Raw genomic sequence first — 15184 nt, 5'->3', positions numbered from 1 at the left:
TCGAAATGACAAAAGCTTGTATTTTATTGCTTTCTTTGAGAAATCAATCTGCGTTCATCGATTTAAATCAGTAAAATCCGTGGGCAAAATTTCCGCAATAACAAAAAAACTTTGCGCCTTAGTGCCTTTGTGGCAAAGAACTATCAAAAATCAAATCCAATCCACCCGCAATTAAATGCGCGACTTCAGGACGTTTTTCTTTTAGTTGATCCAAATAAACCAAGACTTCCTGCAAAAGTTGTTTTTCTTCAGAATCTTTTAAAAGTTCAGTAATTTCGACAGAAAGCAACCAATCGTTTTGATGATTGTGTTTCAGTTTTTCAAAAACAGATTTCAGTTCAGATTTAGAATCTTTGTTTTCTCTAATCATACGAACTGTTTGATATAAAACTTCTAAATCATCACGCTCGTCTGTATGTTTTGCTTTTATAGTGGTAGTTTTCGGAACATTATTAATAAGGTCAAAACTATTTACATCGGCTGGACCGGAAAAAGCAGAAACTACTTTTTTACCAATTGCCATATCATAATTTCCCCATTCTGGCTGAAACAAAATAGTTTCGCCATGCGTTACTGTACAATTTCTAAAACTGATTAAGATAATTTCTCCGTGTAAATTTCTGGAACCGGTTATGATTTCGCCTTCAACAATAATATTACCTTCAAATTCTAGTTTTACAGTTTCATTCTCGACAATACTATACGCTTGCAAATCCTTCGGACTCATGTCTTCAATCGCTAAATTGAAGCCTTTTAGTTTTCCAATCGGACTTCCAAATCCTTCTGGATGTGTTAAAGTTCCGTGACCAACTAATTCTTTTTCACGATACGATAAAGCGGTTTTTCCAGTAGTTTGAATGTAAACGGGTTTTCCTTCTTCTTCAATTACATTCGTAAAAACGCCTGAAATTTGCAAACCTGTACTCAATTCAATTGTTCCTAAAGCATTCGATTGAACCAGCTTTTTTATTCCCGAAAGTCCTCCGGTTCTTAAAGCCATTTTATTTGCAAATTCCTCTAAAATCAAACTCAAATAAGAAAAATTTGGCGTTACATAAAGTTGAGGTTGCAACTGTGTAATATCAAAATTCTGATTTGCTGCCGAAATATTATAAGGGATTTTCTTCACATTATCCGTCATACACCAGGCACTTTCACCAATTGACGAAAGTAATCCCGCGCCGTATATTTTTGGGTTTTCGACAGTTCCAATTAAACCATATTCAACAGTCCACCAATGTAAGTTTCTAATTTGAGCCATTTCAGACAATTCACCCATATTATTTTGTAAATCGGCAACCGCTTTTTCGGCAGCATCGATTTTTTCCTGAGGCGTATCTTCAGCTTCTTTCAAAATCGAAAGTAAACGAATTGCTTCATACATTTGATAATCTTTGTGAGATGAAATTGCTTTACAGCCAATTTCACCAAAACGGCGCAAATATTCTGCATATTCCGGATTCGCAATAATAGGAGCGTGGCCGGCACCTTCGTGAATGATATCCGGAGCAGGCGTATATTCAATATGTTCAAGCTGACGAATATCTGAAGCAATAACCAAAACATTATAAGCCTGAAACTCCATAAATGCATTTGGCGGAATAAATCCGTCAACCGCAACGGCAGCCCAGCCAATTTCAGTCAGGATTCGGTTCATGCCGTACATACTCGGAATAGAATTAATTTCGATTCCGGTTTTTTTCAAACCATCTAAATAAGAATGGTGTGCAACTTTCGATAAATAATCTACATTTTTGCGCATTACATATCGCCAAACCGCCTGATTAATTGGCGTGTAATCACTATAATCTTGAGGTTTAATAAATTGCTTTAAATGTTTTGGCAATCTTTCTAATAACGGATTTGTTTCTATAGATGCATTCATTTTCGAAAACGTTGTAGATTAAGAATGTAAAATTACGAATTTAGCTCGCTAATTTTTGCTGTTCATCACAATATTTTTATTCGAAAGCAACTTTTATTGCATTTTTATTGATTTTGAAGACAAATGATTTTAACAGTCATTATTTTCATAATTCACTTTCTCCAGTGTTTTTTCATATTTTTCGATTTCCTTTTTTGTCATCGAAGCTTCTTTTACATCAATTTTCAATTGTTTTTTTGTGTCGGGACTAATCCATAAACCAGTAAAAGTGTTTCCGGTTTTCTTTAAAATCATTACACCGCTAAAACCATGTTCTACGAAAACGAATTGATTTTCGATTTTTACATTTTGTGTAATGTTTAACTGAATCCAGCTTCCTGATTTGTCATAACGATACATGGCGGTATACATTAGATCTGCCGTGCATGGGTTTTCTTCTGTTTTAATATAAAATGTTACGGGAATTTTTGCGTCGACAGTGCCTTTGTACAAATTAAAGATAGGGGCTGTTTGTGCATTTAGATGATTTAAAAAGGAAAAGCAGATTATAAAAAACAGAATTGTCTTTTTCATGATTAAGAATTGGATTTGTTTTGATTTGGTTTTTAATAGCAATTTTGCTGATCAAATTTATTTAATAAAAACGGTAATCCAAATCTAATTGGTTATTTACTTTTTTAACTCATTTTCGGCATTTCTGAAATACTCGATTTTGTGATTGAACATATAAGCCATATTTGCTGCTCTCATTTTGGCTTCTTCTGTAATTGGTCCTGAAAATTGAGAATCAATTGTAGTATTAAAAAGTTGAATCCAGCGGTCAAAATGTGTTTTGTCTACCGGTAATTGCTTATGTGGCGGGAAAGGAGTTCCTGAATAAGCGCGGACATCAAATAAAATTGTTTGCCAAAAACCATACATTTTTTGCAAATGCACAGGCCAGCGATCTTGTAATTTATCATTAAAAATTGGCCCCAAAAGTTCATCCTTTCTAATGTTATCATAAAAAGAATCGACCATTAATTTTATGTCTTCTATGTTTGAAATATCTTTAAGAGTTGTCATGTTTTCTATTATAAAATGAATTGCAAAAATACGATATCTGCTGATTTATAATTTCTGATATTTATCATTTACATAATTATTTATTTTGTCAAACAGAAGATAAAATAATGATTGACAGATAAGGTAATATAGAGTTTTACGTTGATTTTATCATTTTATGATTATTTGAATTCTAAAAGTAAGGTTTTTATGTTTTTTAATTAAATTAAAGTATTTAAAATCAATAATTTGTGAAAAATATAGATAAGTTTTTGTAAGGTTTAAATTTCAAAATGATGTGTATTTGTAATGTAGGAAAAATATCATTTTAATTAAAAATATCATAATATTGATGTGAATTAATAAAATTAATCTTAAAAAATAAGAAAAATTTAATTATCTAAAACCTCAAAACTATGAACAAAATTACCCAAAAACCACAAAACCGAATGAAGTTTATGCTAATGTTTTGCATTATTATGACTTCACTAATTAGTAAGACAAATGCACAGACCGTTACGCCGTGGATAACCTCAGGCGATCAAACGAAATTATTACAGCAACAAAGTACCGTAAACTTTGGAACCAATTCAGGCTCAAATCCTTCAACGGTTACTGTAAATCCATCAACAACCTATCAAACTATGGACGGGTTTGGTTACACACTTACGGAAGGAAGCTGCGAAGTGATTAGCGGAATGGCGGCCACTCAGCAAAATCAATTATTAAATGATTTGTATAATCCCACTACCGGATTAAACGCAAGTGTAGTTCGTATTAGTATAGGAGCTTCAGATTTAAGCAGTTCTTCTTATAGTTATAACGAAACTTCTGGCGATGTTAATATGAATAATTTTAGTCTTAACGGACCGGATTTAACCTATTTAATTCCCATTATAAAAAAGATAAAATTAATTAATCCGAACATTAAAATATTAGCAACTCCGTGGTCAGCTCCTCGTTGGATGAAAACAAATAATTCCTGGGTTGGCGGAAGTTTACAAACACAATATTATGCAGCGTATGCCAGATATTTCGTAAAATACTTTGATGCAATGCAGGCGCAGGGAATTTCAATTTGGGGAATCACACCTCAAAACGAACCTGAAAATCCAAATAACGAACCAAGTATGCTGATGAATTCTACTGAACAAAAGAATTTTATCAATAATCAACTTGGTCCGCAAATGGCAGCGGCTGGTTACGGAAACATAAAAATTATTGCTTTTGATCATAATTGCGATAATACAGCTTATCCTATTGATGTTTTAAATAACAGTGGTTATGTTGATGGCGCGGCATTTCACTTGTATTTAGGAAATATTTCAGCAATGTCAACAGTACGAAATGCAACCAATAAAAACGTATATTTTACAGAACAATACACAGGATCGGGAGGAAGTTTTAGCGGAGATTTTGGCTGGCACATGCAAAATGTAGTGATTGGCAGTACAAACAATTGGTCAAAAACAGTTCTGGAATGGAATGCAGCAAATAACTCAGCATTGGGACCAAGAACCCCGGGCGGATGTTCAACTTGTTTGGGTGCAATTACAATAAACAATAGTACAAGTTATACTAAAAATGTAGCGTTTTATATTATTGGTCAAATTTCAAAATTTGTAAAACCGGGCGCTTTACGAATTAATTCTTCAAGTACAAACGGAAGTATTTTTTCAGTTGGATTTAAAAATCCTGATGGTTCGATTTCTCTTGTTGTATATAATTCAAGCGGATCAGCAAATACAATAAAAGTGGTTTCGGGATCATCGGCGTTTAATTATTCTGTGCCTGCAACATCTGCTGTAACATTCAATTGGGGATCAGGTAATCCTCCGGTTGAAAGTTTTCCGGGATATTACAATATTATTTCAAGAAATAGTAACAAAGGTTTGGATGTTGCAGATAATGCTACAACAAGCGGAAGCCGTATTCAGCAATATGATATTACAAATGGCGGAGGAAATAATCAGCGTTGGAAATTTGTTTCTGACGGAAGTGGAAACTATTACATCATTGTAAAATCGACAGGAATGTATCTGGCGGTTGAAAACAACGGAACGGCAGATGGATTAAAAGTACAGCAAAAAACATTTTCTGCTTCTAACGAATTCAAATGGACAGTTACAAGTCTTGGCGGAGGTTATTATAAAATCATTAATTTAAATAGTGGAAAATCTCTTGATGTCGAAAATGTTTCTACTGCAAACGGGGCCAATATTCAGGTTTGGAGTTATACTGGCGGATTAAATCAGCAATGGCAATTTGTGCAGGTTGAATCAACAGCTAAAAAAGCTGCTGCAGAAGAACTTAATTCTCAGTCAGATCTTTCAATTTATATCAATTCAACCAATGATTATTTAAAAATAAACACACCAAATTCTGGTTCTGGCGGTGTTGAGATTTACTCGGTTACCGGTCAAAATCTTTTAAAAAGAACTCTTGATTTTGTAAATGGAAATGATGCTGAAATTGAAATTTCAAAATTACCAAAAGGACTTTACATTGTAAAAGTTACGGATAGTAAAGGTTCTTATTCTAAAAAAGTTGTAAAACAATAATTTAATTTTTGGATTCAATTAGTAATTTTATATTGAGTTTAAAGGCTGTCTGATAGTAATTTCAGGCAGCCTTTTGTTTTTTAGCCAATTAATTGTGTAAACAAATCCTGATTGTCATTCAAATATTGAAACTCAAATCCGTTTTTGGTCATATTTAATTTAATATTCATAATGTCTTTTTTCTTTTTCAATTCTAAACCAACCACTACAGAACCTACTTCGCGATTGTTTTTTTTATGAAATTGAAAATAAGTAATGTCATCATCAGGGCCTAAAATATTGTTTACGAATTCTTTCAATGCACCCGGACGCTGCGGAAACTGAATCATAAAATAGTGCATTAAACCTTCGTAAAGTAAAGAACGTTCTTTTATTTCAGCAGTTCTCTCAATATCATTATTACTTCCGCTAACAACACAAACTACTTTTTTACCTTTTATTTTATCTTTATAAAAATCCAAGGCAGCAATTGTTAAAGCTCCTGCTGGTTCAACAACCATTGCTTCTTCATTATACAAACGCAAAATTGTCGTGCAGACTTTTCCTTCGGGAACCAAAATAATATCGTCTAAATTATTTCTGCAGATATCAAAAGTCATGTCGCCAACTTGTTTTACGGCAGCACCATCAACAAATTTATCAATTGTGGTTAAAGCTGTGTTTTTATTTTGATCGATAGAAGTTTTCATCGAAGGTGCACCTTTTGGTTCAACCCCAATAATTTTTGTATTCGGACTTAAATGTTTAAAAACTTCAGATAATCCAGACGCAAGTCCGCCACCGCCAATGGGCACAAAAACATAATCAATATGTTCTTTATAGCTATCTAAGATTTCTAACCCAACAGTTCCTTGACCTGCAATAACTTTTAAATCATCAAAAGGATGAATGAAAGTTTTATGATTTTTAATAGCATCTGCCGTTGCCGAAGCGTAAGCATCATCAAAAGTATCTCCTGTAAGTACAATTTCAACAAAAGATTTTCCGAATAATTGTACTTGTTTTACTTTTGTTTCGGAGTAGTTTTTGGCATGTAAATTTTGCCTTTTATCTGCAGTAAATTACAGGAATAAGCAACGCCCTGTGCATGATTTCCGGCGCTGGCACAAACAATTCCGGTTGCTTTTTCTGAATCTTTCAACGAAGAAATTTTGTTATAAGCACCCCGAATTTTATACGAACGAACAATTTGCAAATCTTCTCTTTTTAATAAAATAGTTGATTTAAATTCATCTGAAAGATTTAAATTTTGTGTGAGCGGAGTAGCGGCAACTACATTTTCGAGCTGTTTTTTTGCGTTGATTACTTCGTTAAATAAAGTCATGTTGTCTTGTTTTTTTATTTTGCCACAGATTAAATGATTTAAAAGATTAATCTGTGAGAATCAGTGAAATCTGTGGCAAAAAATCATTAAATAAAAAAACCTCCCGATTGGGAGGTTTCATAAATTGTATTTGTTTACTTTTTTATATAACACCTCGCCATCATTGCTGAATTGCAATAATGCTGATAATAGCGATAATAATGTTACTAAAGTTTGTCATTTTTTTGTTGTCTGAATAACAAATGTATTAATTATTTTTTGAAATACTCAATCTCTGTTTTTAGTTTTTACAAAAACTGATGAACTGTGACTGAAAAACTTACTTCTTAACAGGTGGATATTGAGCCAAAACCTTGCTTACAATTTCTTGTATTCTGGCATCTTTTTTATCAATGTTTTTAGTTAAGGTTCCAATTCCTTCACCTTGCCAGATCATTTCTTTCTTTTTGGCATCGATTAAATCGATGTATAAAGTTCCTTCTGTAGAGGTAGAAACTGTAGTTTGGTTTCCTCCATACATCATATATGGATTCCAGCCCCAGCCCCAGCCGTAACCCCAGCCCGCGCTAAACTGGTTTACATTTACTTGCTCTCTTGATTTAGTAAAAATGTTTACTAATAAATCAGGATTTTCGCTTTTGGTAAAACCTTTTGCCTGCATTTCAGTATCTATTGCGTGAAGAATTCGTCTTTTATCCAAATCAGAAATTTCAACCTTGTCAATTCCCGGCTTAAAAAAAGCATACGTTTTATAAGGCGCAAAATCTACGTTTTTGTCGTAATCAGAATAAACACTAACAGTGCTGCAGGAGGCTAATATTAAAAGCAAAAAAACGGGTACTAATTTGAATGTTTTCATATAATTAAATTTTAATGTTCTCATTTTCTTTGTCAGGCTGAGCGTCCCGAAATTTCGGGAGAAGCCCTTTTGAACTTCTTAGCCTTCGACTCCGCTCAGGATGACATTATAATTAAAATAAACTTTCGTCGACTATATTAGGCAAAGTTACTTTTAATAAAGGCTGAACTTCCATAGCTCTTTTTATGGCAAAAATAGCTTCGTCATTTCTTGCCCAGCTTCGTCTTGAAATTCCGTTGTTAACATCCCAGAAAAGCATTGATGCTAAACGTCTTGAAGCCTCTTTAGAACCATCAAGAACCATACCAAATCCGCCGTTTATAACCTCTCCCCAGCCAACTCCGCCGCCGTTATGAATTGATACCCAGGTTGCGCCTCTAAAGCTGTCGCCAATCACGTTTTGAATCGCCATATCTGCCGTAAAACGAGAACCGTCATAAATATTAGAAGTCTCTCTGTAAGGAGAATCCGTTCCTGAAACGTCGTGATGATCGCGGCCTAAAACAACAGTTCCAATTTCGCCTTTTGCAATCGCCTGATTAAAAGCTTCGGCAATTTTAATTCTACCCTCGGCATCGGCATACAGAATTCTGGCTTGGGAACCCACAACCAATTTATTTTCCTGTGCGCCTTTGATCCATTTAATATTATCCTGCATTTGCTGCTGAATTTCATTTGGAGAAGTTTTCGCTAATTCTTCTAAAACCTGACTTGCAATAGTATCGGTTTTTTGTAAATCTTCCGGTTTTCCAGATGTACAGACCCATCTAAAAGGTCCAAAGCCATAATCAAAACACATTGGTCCCATAATATCCTGCACATAACTTGGATATTTAAAATCGATATTATTTTCAGCCATTACATCAGCACCGGCGCGTGAAGCTTCTAATAAAAAAGCATTTCCATAATCGAAAAAGTATGTTCCTTTTGCAGTATGTTTATTTATTGCTTTCGCTTGACGACGTAACGATTCCTGAACTTTTTCTTTGAATAAACCAGGATTATTGGCCATCATTTCGTTGGCTTCTTCGAAAGAAATTCCAACAGGATAATAACCGCCAGCCCAAGGATTATGCAATGAAGTCTGATCAGATCCCAAATCTATTTTGATGTTTTCTTTGTCGAAACATTCCCAAACATCAACTACATTTCCTAAATAAGCAATCGAAACCACTTCTTTATTGGCTTTCGCCGAATTTACTCTTTTGACTAATTCTTCTGTCGAAGTTACAATTTCGTTAATCCAGCCTTGTTCGTGACGAATTTTGGTAATCTTCGGATTTACTTCGGCGCAGACCGTAATACAACCTGCAATATTTCCGGCTTTTGGCTGCGCGCCAGACATTCCGCCAAGTCCAGAAGTCACAAAAAGATTTCCTTCAGGATTTAATTTTATTTTTCTGAAACCATTCAAAACCGTAATCGTCGTTCCATGTACAATTCCCTGTGGGCCAATATACATATAACTTCCTGCGGTCATTTGTCCGTATTGAGAAACGCCAAGCGCATTCATTTTTTCCCAATCGTCCGGTTTTGAGTAATTCGGGATAACCATTCCGTTGGTAACCACAACTCTTGGCGCTTCAGCATGTGAAGGAAATAATCCCATCGGATGCCCTGAATACATCGTTAAAGTCTGCTCATCTGTCATTTCAGACAAATACTGCATGGTTAATAAATATTGCGCCCAGTTCTGAAAAACAGCTCCGTTTCCGCCATACGTAATCAATTCATGCGGATGCTGCGCCACGGCATAATCCAGATTATTTTGAATCATGTGCATAATCGCTTTTGCCTGCAATGATTTTCCAGGATATTCGTCGATTGGCCGCGCGTACATTCTGTAATCAGGACGAAGACGATACATATAAATACGTCCGTATTTTTCTAATTCTTCTGAAAATTCCTGAATTAACTCAGCGTGATGTTTGGCTTCGAAATAACGTAATGCATTTTTTAGAGCCAGTTTTTTTCTTCTGCCGAAAGAATTTCTTTTCGTTTTGGCGCGTGATTAATTGCTAAATCGTATTCTCTTTTTGGAGGTAATATCGTTGGAATTCCCTGTTGTATTTCTTCTTTGAAAGTCATTTTTTTAAAGGTGCTAAGTTGCTAAGATTCTAAGTTACTAAGATATTTTAGTTAGATTAACAACAGATTAATTTGTTTTTTTATTATGTCGCTCCGCTGGACTAAAGTTTTAGATTGTTGATTTTAGATTTTAGCAAAACGTAAGATTCAACATCTGAAATTATTGTATGTTTAATTATGACGCCCCGCTGGGGCTAAAATTCTGAATGCTAATTGTATTTCTATAAATATTTCACTCCTCTGGAGTTAGCCTTGGAAAGGCGTTATATTTATAGAAAATAATATGCGTTAATTAATAAAGCTCCATTGGAGCGAAATATCTATCAATATTCAACCTGAAAATAATTATCTAATCATCAAATTGACACATTTTCTAATTATAAACTAGGGATAACGAATATCCGACCTATGATAGGATTTGTAGATCCTAATCCTAAATTTTCTTGAGCGAATATCCATATGTAATTTTAGATTTTAGATTGATGATTTTAGATTTTCTAATTAAAAATAAACTTCTTCATTAACACAAAATGGCATTTTTTTATTTTCAAAAAGTGCTATTATATTTTGTGCGGCGCAAACTGCCATTGCATTTCTGGCTTCGTATGTTGCGGAACCAATATGTGGCAAAATACAACAATTTGGCAATGATAATAAAGGATTGTCTTTTTTCATGGGTTCCGGATTAGTAACGTCAAGTCCCGCGCCCCAGATTATATTATTGGTCAGGGCATGAAACAAATCGTCTTCATTATGGAATTTTCCTCTTGCTGTGTTGATGAAAATAGAACTAGGTTTCATTTTTGCAAAAGTACTTTTATTAAAAAGTTCGTTATTTTCTTCTGTATAATTAGAATGAACGCTCAAAACATCACTTTTTGCAAGTAAAGTTTCAAAATCTACCAACTCCGCATTAAGCTCATTTTCGGCATTTTCGTTATGAGAACGATTGTGGTAAATAATATTCATTCCGAAAGCGGCTTTGCATTTTTGGGCCATTTCAAAACCAATTCTTCCCAAACCGAATATCCCGAGTGTTTTGCCGTAGAGTTCTTGTCCTAAATTTGCCAAAGGATTAAAACTTCCCCATTCTCCGTTTATAATTTTTTTATGATTGTAAAATGACTTTCGGGCAACGCTTTGCATCAATAAAAAAGCAATATCCGAAGTTGCTCTGCTTAAAACATCAGGCGTGTTTCCAACAGGAATTTTTCGACTATTTGCTGATGAAATATTCACAGCATCAAATCCAACAGAAAACAAAGCGATACCTTTTAAATTAGGGCATTGCTGAAAAAAATCTTCATCAAAATTATTGGTTCCAACATTAAGAAGCGCATCATTTTCCTGACAGATTTTGATGAATTCATCTCTTGATAATACATTCTCAGTTGGATTTATGGTAAGATTGATGCCTTTTTCCCGAAGTAATACAATGCCGGCCTCTGGTATATTTTTATTTATAAAAACGTTCATTTTTGTTTAGATTTTTAGATAGTTAGACTTCTTAGATTTTTTTGAAGTTGAAAATCATATCTATCTTTAATGAGGTTAGTTTAATTTAAAATTCTCTTTTAATAATTATCAAATTGGCACATTATCTAATTCGTTTTCCTGATTTGTCCTGTATTTTTATCAAACCCGTAAGGACAATGACGGCAGCCGCTTTTACAGCAATAACCACGTTTTAAATGGTGTTTTTCTGTAAAGCATTTATAACCTTCGGGCGTATAGTAAAAATCTTCACCTTCGATTAATTTATTTTCATTACTTTGCTCTTTCATAAATCTGCTTTCGGTTGTATTTTTATTTCTTTAAAAATCAAAAATAAATAATTGATTATGATTTTAATGAAATCTCATAATTTTATATCCACAAATTTATAAACTTTACAGCTAATGTTTCTGATTGTTGCTAAATATTTAATTCCGAAAGGATATCGCGGAATGGCTGTGTTTCCGTTTGTATTGATGAAATATGATTTGGATAAAGTAAATAAGATTTTTGTGAACCATGAAAAAATCCATTTGAAACAACAAAAAGAAATGCTGATTCTACCTTTTTTTATATGGTATTTCCTGGAATATTTATTCCGCTTAATTCAGTATAAAAACAAGGATTTGGCTTATCGAAATATTAGTTTTGAAAGAGAAGCTTACGCAAAAGAAACCGATTTAAACTATTTGAAAAACCGATCTTTTTTTCAGTTTCTAAAATACATCAAATTAAAATAAATCCATTTTGAACCAGAATATCAATATCAATTTTCCTAATGATATTTCTTTGACAATAAAGCGCGAAGACTTAAATCATCCGTTTATTTCAGGGAATAAATTAAGAAAATTAAAATACAATTTACTTCAGGCGAAAGCCGAAAACAAAACCACTTTACTAACTTTTGGCGGTGCTTTTTCGAATCATATCGCTGCGGTTGCTTATGCGGGAAAAGAGCGGGGTATTAAAACTATTGGAATTATTCGGGGTGATGAACTTTTTGATAAAATTGAAGAAAACCCGACCCTAAAATTTGCTCAGGAAAACGGAATGGAATTTGAGTTTGTTTCGAGAGAAAATTATCGAAACAAAAGTGAAATTTCCTTTATAGAAAAATTAAAAAAGAAGTTTGGTGATTTTTATTTAGTTCCTGAAGGCGGCACAAATGAACTTGCCGTAAAAGGTTGTGAAGAGATTTTGACAGATGAAGATGCGGTTTTTAATTACGTTTGCTGTGCGGTTGGAACGGGCGGAACTATTTCGGGACTAATAAATAGTGCATTGCCAAATCAGAAAATTTTAGGGTTTCCGGCGTTAAAAGGTGACTTTTTAATCGATGAAATTCGTATTTTTGCACAAAAAGATAACTGGGAATTAATTTCTGACTATCATTTTGGAGGTTATGGCAAGATAAATTTAGAATTAATTGAATTTATTAATGCTTTTTTTGACGAAAATAAAGTGCCCTTAGATCCAATTTATACAGGAAAGATGTTTTTTGGCGTTATAGATTTAATCTCTAAAAAATATTTTCCTCCGCATTCAAAAATTTTACTCATTCACACAGGCGGATTGCAGGGAATTGAAGGAATGAATTTAAAATTGAAGCAGAAGAAATTACCAATACTCAAAACGAATGTTTAAAAAAATTATAATACTCTTTATAATAGCAGCTTTGGCAAGTTGTTCTTCGAGTAAACCGGCGATTGCAACAACTAAAAAAGCAACGTCAGTGCAGAAACCGAGGGTGGCGACTACTAAAAAAACGACCGATTCAAGACCAACTGTAAAAAAATATCCAACTACAAATAATACAACTGAGGTTATTCAGTCTACTTCAAAAACAGTTGTAACCAGCAATGTAATTACCGATTATGTTTTGCAATACAAAGATATTGCAATGGGAAATATGCAGAAATATGGCATTCCGGCAAGTATTATCCTGGCGCAGGGAATTTTAGAATCGGGAGCCGGGAAAGGCGATTTAGCAATGGAAGCGAATAATCATTTCGGAATAAAATGCCATAAAGACTGGTTGGGAGAAAGTGTTCGGCATGATGATGATTCCTCTCAGGAATGTTTCAGGAAATATACAGAAGCTTCAGAATCTTATAAAGACCACGCCTTATTTTTGGTTGGAAAAAACAGATATGCAACTTTATTTACTTACGAAAAAGACGATTATAAAGCCTGGGCCAAAGGTTTAAGAGCTGCGGGATATGCGACAGATCCTAATTATCCGGATAAATTAATAAGTTATATTGAGCGTTATAATCTACATCAATACGATTGTCAGGTGACGGGAAAAAATTACAAACCTTTTGATAAATCAGTTGCGAGTTCAACTTCAACTAAAACGAGTTCAGGATCAACCAAAAATTCTAATTCAAATTCAGACGATCCCAATTTATACGAAGTGCAACAAGGAGATACATTATATTCGATTTCAAAAAAATTCAATTTATTGGTTGATGATTTGAAGAGAAAAAATAATCTTTCAGACAACGCACTTTCAATTGGACAGAAGTTGAAAGTGAAATAAATTATATAAAATCAAAAAATACAAATAGATATTGGATTAGTCTGCTTCAAAAATCTAAGAAGTCTAACGATCTAAAATCTAAAAATCTAAAATAAAAATGATCTATAAAAGAAGTAGTCAGCTTTTTGCTGAAGCAGAAAAAGTAATTCCGGGAGGAGTAAATTCGCCAGTTCGTGCTTTTAAAGCGGTTGGAGGAACTCCTATTTTTGTAAAAAGTGCCAAAGGGGCTTATTTGTATGATGAAGACGGAAATAAATTAATAGATTATATCAACTCTTGGGGACCAATGGTTTTGGGTCATGCGTATCAGCCCGTTGTTGATGCCGTAATCGAAAAAGCAAAACTGGGAACCTCATTTGGGATGCCAACAGAATTAGAAACTCAAATCGCTGCTTTGGCTGTTTCTATGGTTCCGAATATTGATAAAATAAGATTTGTAAATTCAGGTACAGAAGCTTGTATGAGCGCGATTCGTTTGGCTCGCGGATTTACAAAAAGAGATAAAATCATCAAATTTGCAGGCTGTTATCACGGACATTCTGATTCATTTTTGATTCAGGCTGGGAGTGGAGCCGTAACTTTTGGATCACCAAATAGTCCGGGTGTTACAGAAGGAACTGCAAAGGATACTTTGTTGGCAAAATACAATGATTTAGAGAATGTAAAAACTTTAATCGAAGCCAATAAAAACGAAATCGCAGCAATTATAATTGAGCCGGTTGCCGGAAATATGGGATGTATTCCACCTCAAAAAGGTTTCTTGCAAGGCTTAAGAGATTTGTGTACCGCAAACGGAATTTTATTAATTTTTGATGAGGTAATGACAGGTTTCCGTTTGGCTCGTGGCGGAGTTCAGGAATTGTATAATATCAATGCTGATATCGTTACTTTCGGAAAAGTGATTGGTGGAGGTTTGCCTGTTGGCGCTTTTGCTGCCCGCGAAGAAATCATGAATTATCTTGCACCGCTTGGACCAGTTTATCAGGCAGGAACATTGTCTGGAAATCCGTTGGCAATGGCCGCAGGATTGGCAATGTTGCAATCATTAAATAATGACCCTGAGGTTTTTACCCGTTTAGAAGAAAAAACAGCTTATCTGGAAGCAGGAATTGATAAAGTTTTAAAAGCAAATAATATTGTTTTTACCATCAATAGAGTAGGTTCTATGATTTCGGTACATTTTGATGCAAATCCGGTTGTCGATTTTCAAACCGCTGCAAAAGGAGACAATGAAACGTTTAAGAAATTCTTCCACGGATTATTAAACGAAGGTGTTTATATCGCGCCATCTGCATACGAAACCTGGTTTATAACAGATGCATTAACGTATGAAGATTTAGACTTTACAATAAATGCAATTGATAAAGTTTCAAAGACGTTTTAATTC

General features: G+C 34.1%; 11 protein-coding genes and 2 pseudogenes. 5 read left to right on the top strand and 8 right to left on the bottom strand.

What is annotated here, in order from left to right; all coding sequences use genetic code 11:
• Positions 1–118: 118 nt before the first annotated feature.
• From ACZZZT_RS22885 to ACZZZT_RS22875, 3 genes are all read right to left on the bottom strand, one after another.
• Positions 119–1885: an aromatic amino acid hydroxylase gene (locus ACZZZT_RS22885; protein ID WP_463462061.1), complete on the bottom strand. Its 1767-nt coding sequence runs from the start codon at positions 1883–1885 to the stop codon at positions 119–121.
• A 129-nt stretch (positions 1886–2014) separates the two neighbouring features.
• Complete coding sequence (locus ACZZZT_RS22880) at positions 2015–2458, bottom strand: hypothetical protein (protein WP_318806145.1); 444 nt, start codon at positions 2456–2458, stop codon at positions 2015–2017.
• 96 nt (positions 2459–2554) lie between these two features.
• Entirely contained in the window at positions 2555–2950 is a 396-nt protein-coding gene (locus ACZZZT_RS22875; RefSeq protein WP_042563975.1) for a group III truncated hemoglobin, read from the bottom strand.
• 395 nt (positions 2951–3345) lie between these two features.
• Here ACZZZT_RS22875 and ACZZZT_RS22870 point away from each other — a divergent pair, with 395 nt between their 5' ends.
• A complete protein-coding gene (locus ACZZZT_RS22870; protein ID WP_463462060.1) occupies positions 3346–5490 on the top strand; it encodes an RICIN domain-containing protein in 2145 nt (714 codons plus the stop codon).
• Positions 5491–5570: 80 nt separating this feature from the next.
• Here the strand turns inward: ACZZZT_RS22870 and ilvA are convergent.
• From ilvA to ACZZZT_RS22845, 5 genes and pseudogenes are all read right to left on the bottom strand, one after another.
• Positions 5571–6814 (bottom strand): annotated as a pseudogene (gene ilvA / locus ACZZZT_RS22865) (threonine ammonia-lyase IlvA).
• 319 nt (positions 6815–7133) lie between these two features.
• Positions 7134–7673 (bottom strand): DUF4136 domain-containing protein, encoded by a 540-nt coding sequence (locus ACZZZT_RS22860; RefSeq protein ID WP_042564075.1) that lies wholly within the window; start codon positions 7671–7673, stop codon positions 7134–7136.
• A 112-nt stretch (positions 7674–7785) separates the two neighbouring features.
• A pseudogene (locus ACZZZT_RS22855) lies at positions 7786–9761 on the bottom strand (urocanate hydratase).
• Between the two features lie 501 nt (positions 9762–10262).
• Positions 10263–11237, bottom strand: a complete 975-nt coding sequence (locus ACZZZT_RS22850) for a 2-hydroxyacid dehydrogenase (RefSeq protein WP_463462059.1) — start codon at positions 11235–11237, stop codon at positions 10263–10265.
• Positions 11238–11362: 125 nt separating this feature from the next.
• Positions 11363–11545 (bottom strand): DUF5522 domain-containing protein, encoded by a 183-nt coding sequence (locus ACZZZT_RS22845; RefSeq protein ID WP_463462058.1) that lies wholly within the window; start codon positions 11543–11545, stop codon positions 11363–11365.
• Positions 11546–11659: 114 nt separating this feature from the next.
• On the opposite strand from ACZZZT_RS22845, the gene ACZZZT_RS22840 reads away from it, so the two are divergent.
• The 4 genes from ACZZZT_RS22840 (at position 11660) to hemL (ending at position 15181) form a co-directional block, all read left to right on the top strand.
• Entirely contained in the window at positions 11660–11995 is a 336-nt protein-coding gene (locus ACZZZT_RS22840) for a hypothetical protein (protein WP_073397247.1), read from the top strand.
• 7 nt (positions 11996–12002) lie between these two features.
• The gene (locus ACZZZT_RS22835) at positions 12003–12899 is read left to right on the top strand and encodes a 1-aminocyclopropane-1-carboxylate deaminase/D-cysteine desulfhydrase (RefSeq protein WP_463462057.1); all 897 of its coding nucleotides are present in this window, start codon (positions 12003–12005) and stop codon (positions 12897–12899) included.
• A complete protein-coding gene (locus ACZZZT_RS22830; protein ID WP_463462056.1) occupies positions 12892–13797 on the top strand; it encodes a glucosaminidase domain-containing protein in 906 nt (301 codons plus the stop codon). Before ACZZZT_RS22835 ends, ACZZZT_RS22830 begins: the two co-directional genes overlap by 8 nt.
• 97 nt (positions 13798–13894) lie before the next feature.
• Positions 13895–15181: a glutamate-1-semialdehyde 2,1-aminomutase gene (gene hemL, locus ACZZZT_RS22825; RefSeq protein ID WP_463462055.1), complete on the top strand. Its 1287-nt coding sequence runs from the start codon at positions 13895–13897 to the stop codon at positions 15179–15181.
• Positions 15182–15184: the final 3 nt, after the last annotated feature.

The sequence above is a fragment of the Flavobacterium sp. AC274 genome (genome assembly GCF_979258275.1).
This window is presented reverse-complemented; position numbering and strand designations above follow the sequence as displayed.

Coding starts and splice junctions, on each gene's coding strand:
- ACZZZT_RS22885 (WP_463462061.1), bottom strand. CDS start 1,885: ATGAATGCATCTATAGAAACAAATCCGTTATTAGAAAGATTGCCAAAA.
- ACZZZT_RS22860 (WP_042564075.1), bottom strand. CDS start 7,673: ATGAAAACATTCAAATTAGTACCCGTTTTTTTGCTTTTAATATTAGCC.
- ACZZZT_RS22830 (WP_463462056.1), top strand. CDS start 12,892: ATGTTTAAAAAAATTATAATACTCTTTATAATAGCAGCTTTGGCAAGT.
- ACZZZT_RS22880 (WP_318806145.1), bottom strand. CDS start 2,458: ATGAAAAAGACAATTCTGTTTTTTATAATCTGCTTTTCCTTTTTAAAT.
- hemL (WP_463462055.1), top strand. CDS start 13,895: ATGATCTATAAAAGAAGTAGTCAGCTTTTTGCTGAAGCAGAAAAAGTA.
- ACZZZT_RS22875 (WP_042563975.1), bottom strand. CDS start 2,950: ATGACAACTCTTAAAGATATTTCAAACATAGAAGACATAAAATTAATG.
- ACZZZT_RS22870 (WP_463462060.1), top strand. CDS start 3,346: ATGAACAAAATTACCCAAAAACCACAAAACCGAATGAAGTTTATGCTA.
- ACZZZT_RS22840 (WP_073397247.1), top strand. CDS start 11,660: ATGTTTCTGATTGTTGCTAAATATTTAATTCCGAAAGGATATCGCGGA.
- ACZZZT_RS22850 (WP_463462059.1), bottom strand. CDS start 11,237: ATGAACGTTTTTATAAATAAAAATATACCAGAGGCCGGCATTGTATTA.
- ACZZZT_RS22845 (WP_463462058.1), bottom strand. CDS start 11,545: ATGAAAGAGCAAAGTAATGAAAATAAATTAATCGAAGGTGAAGATTTT.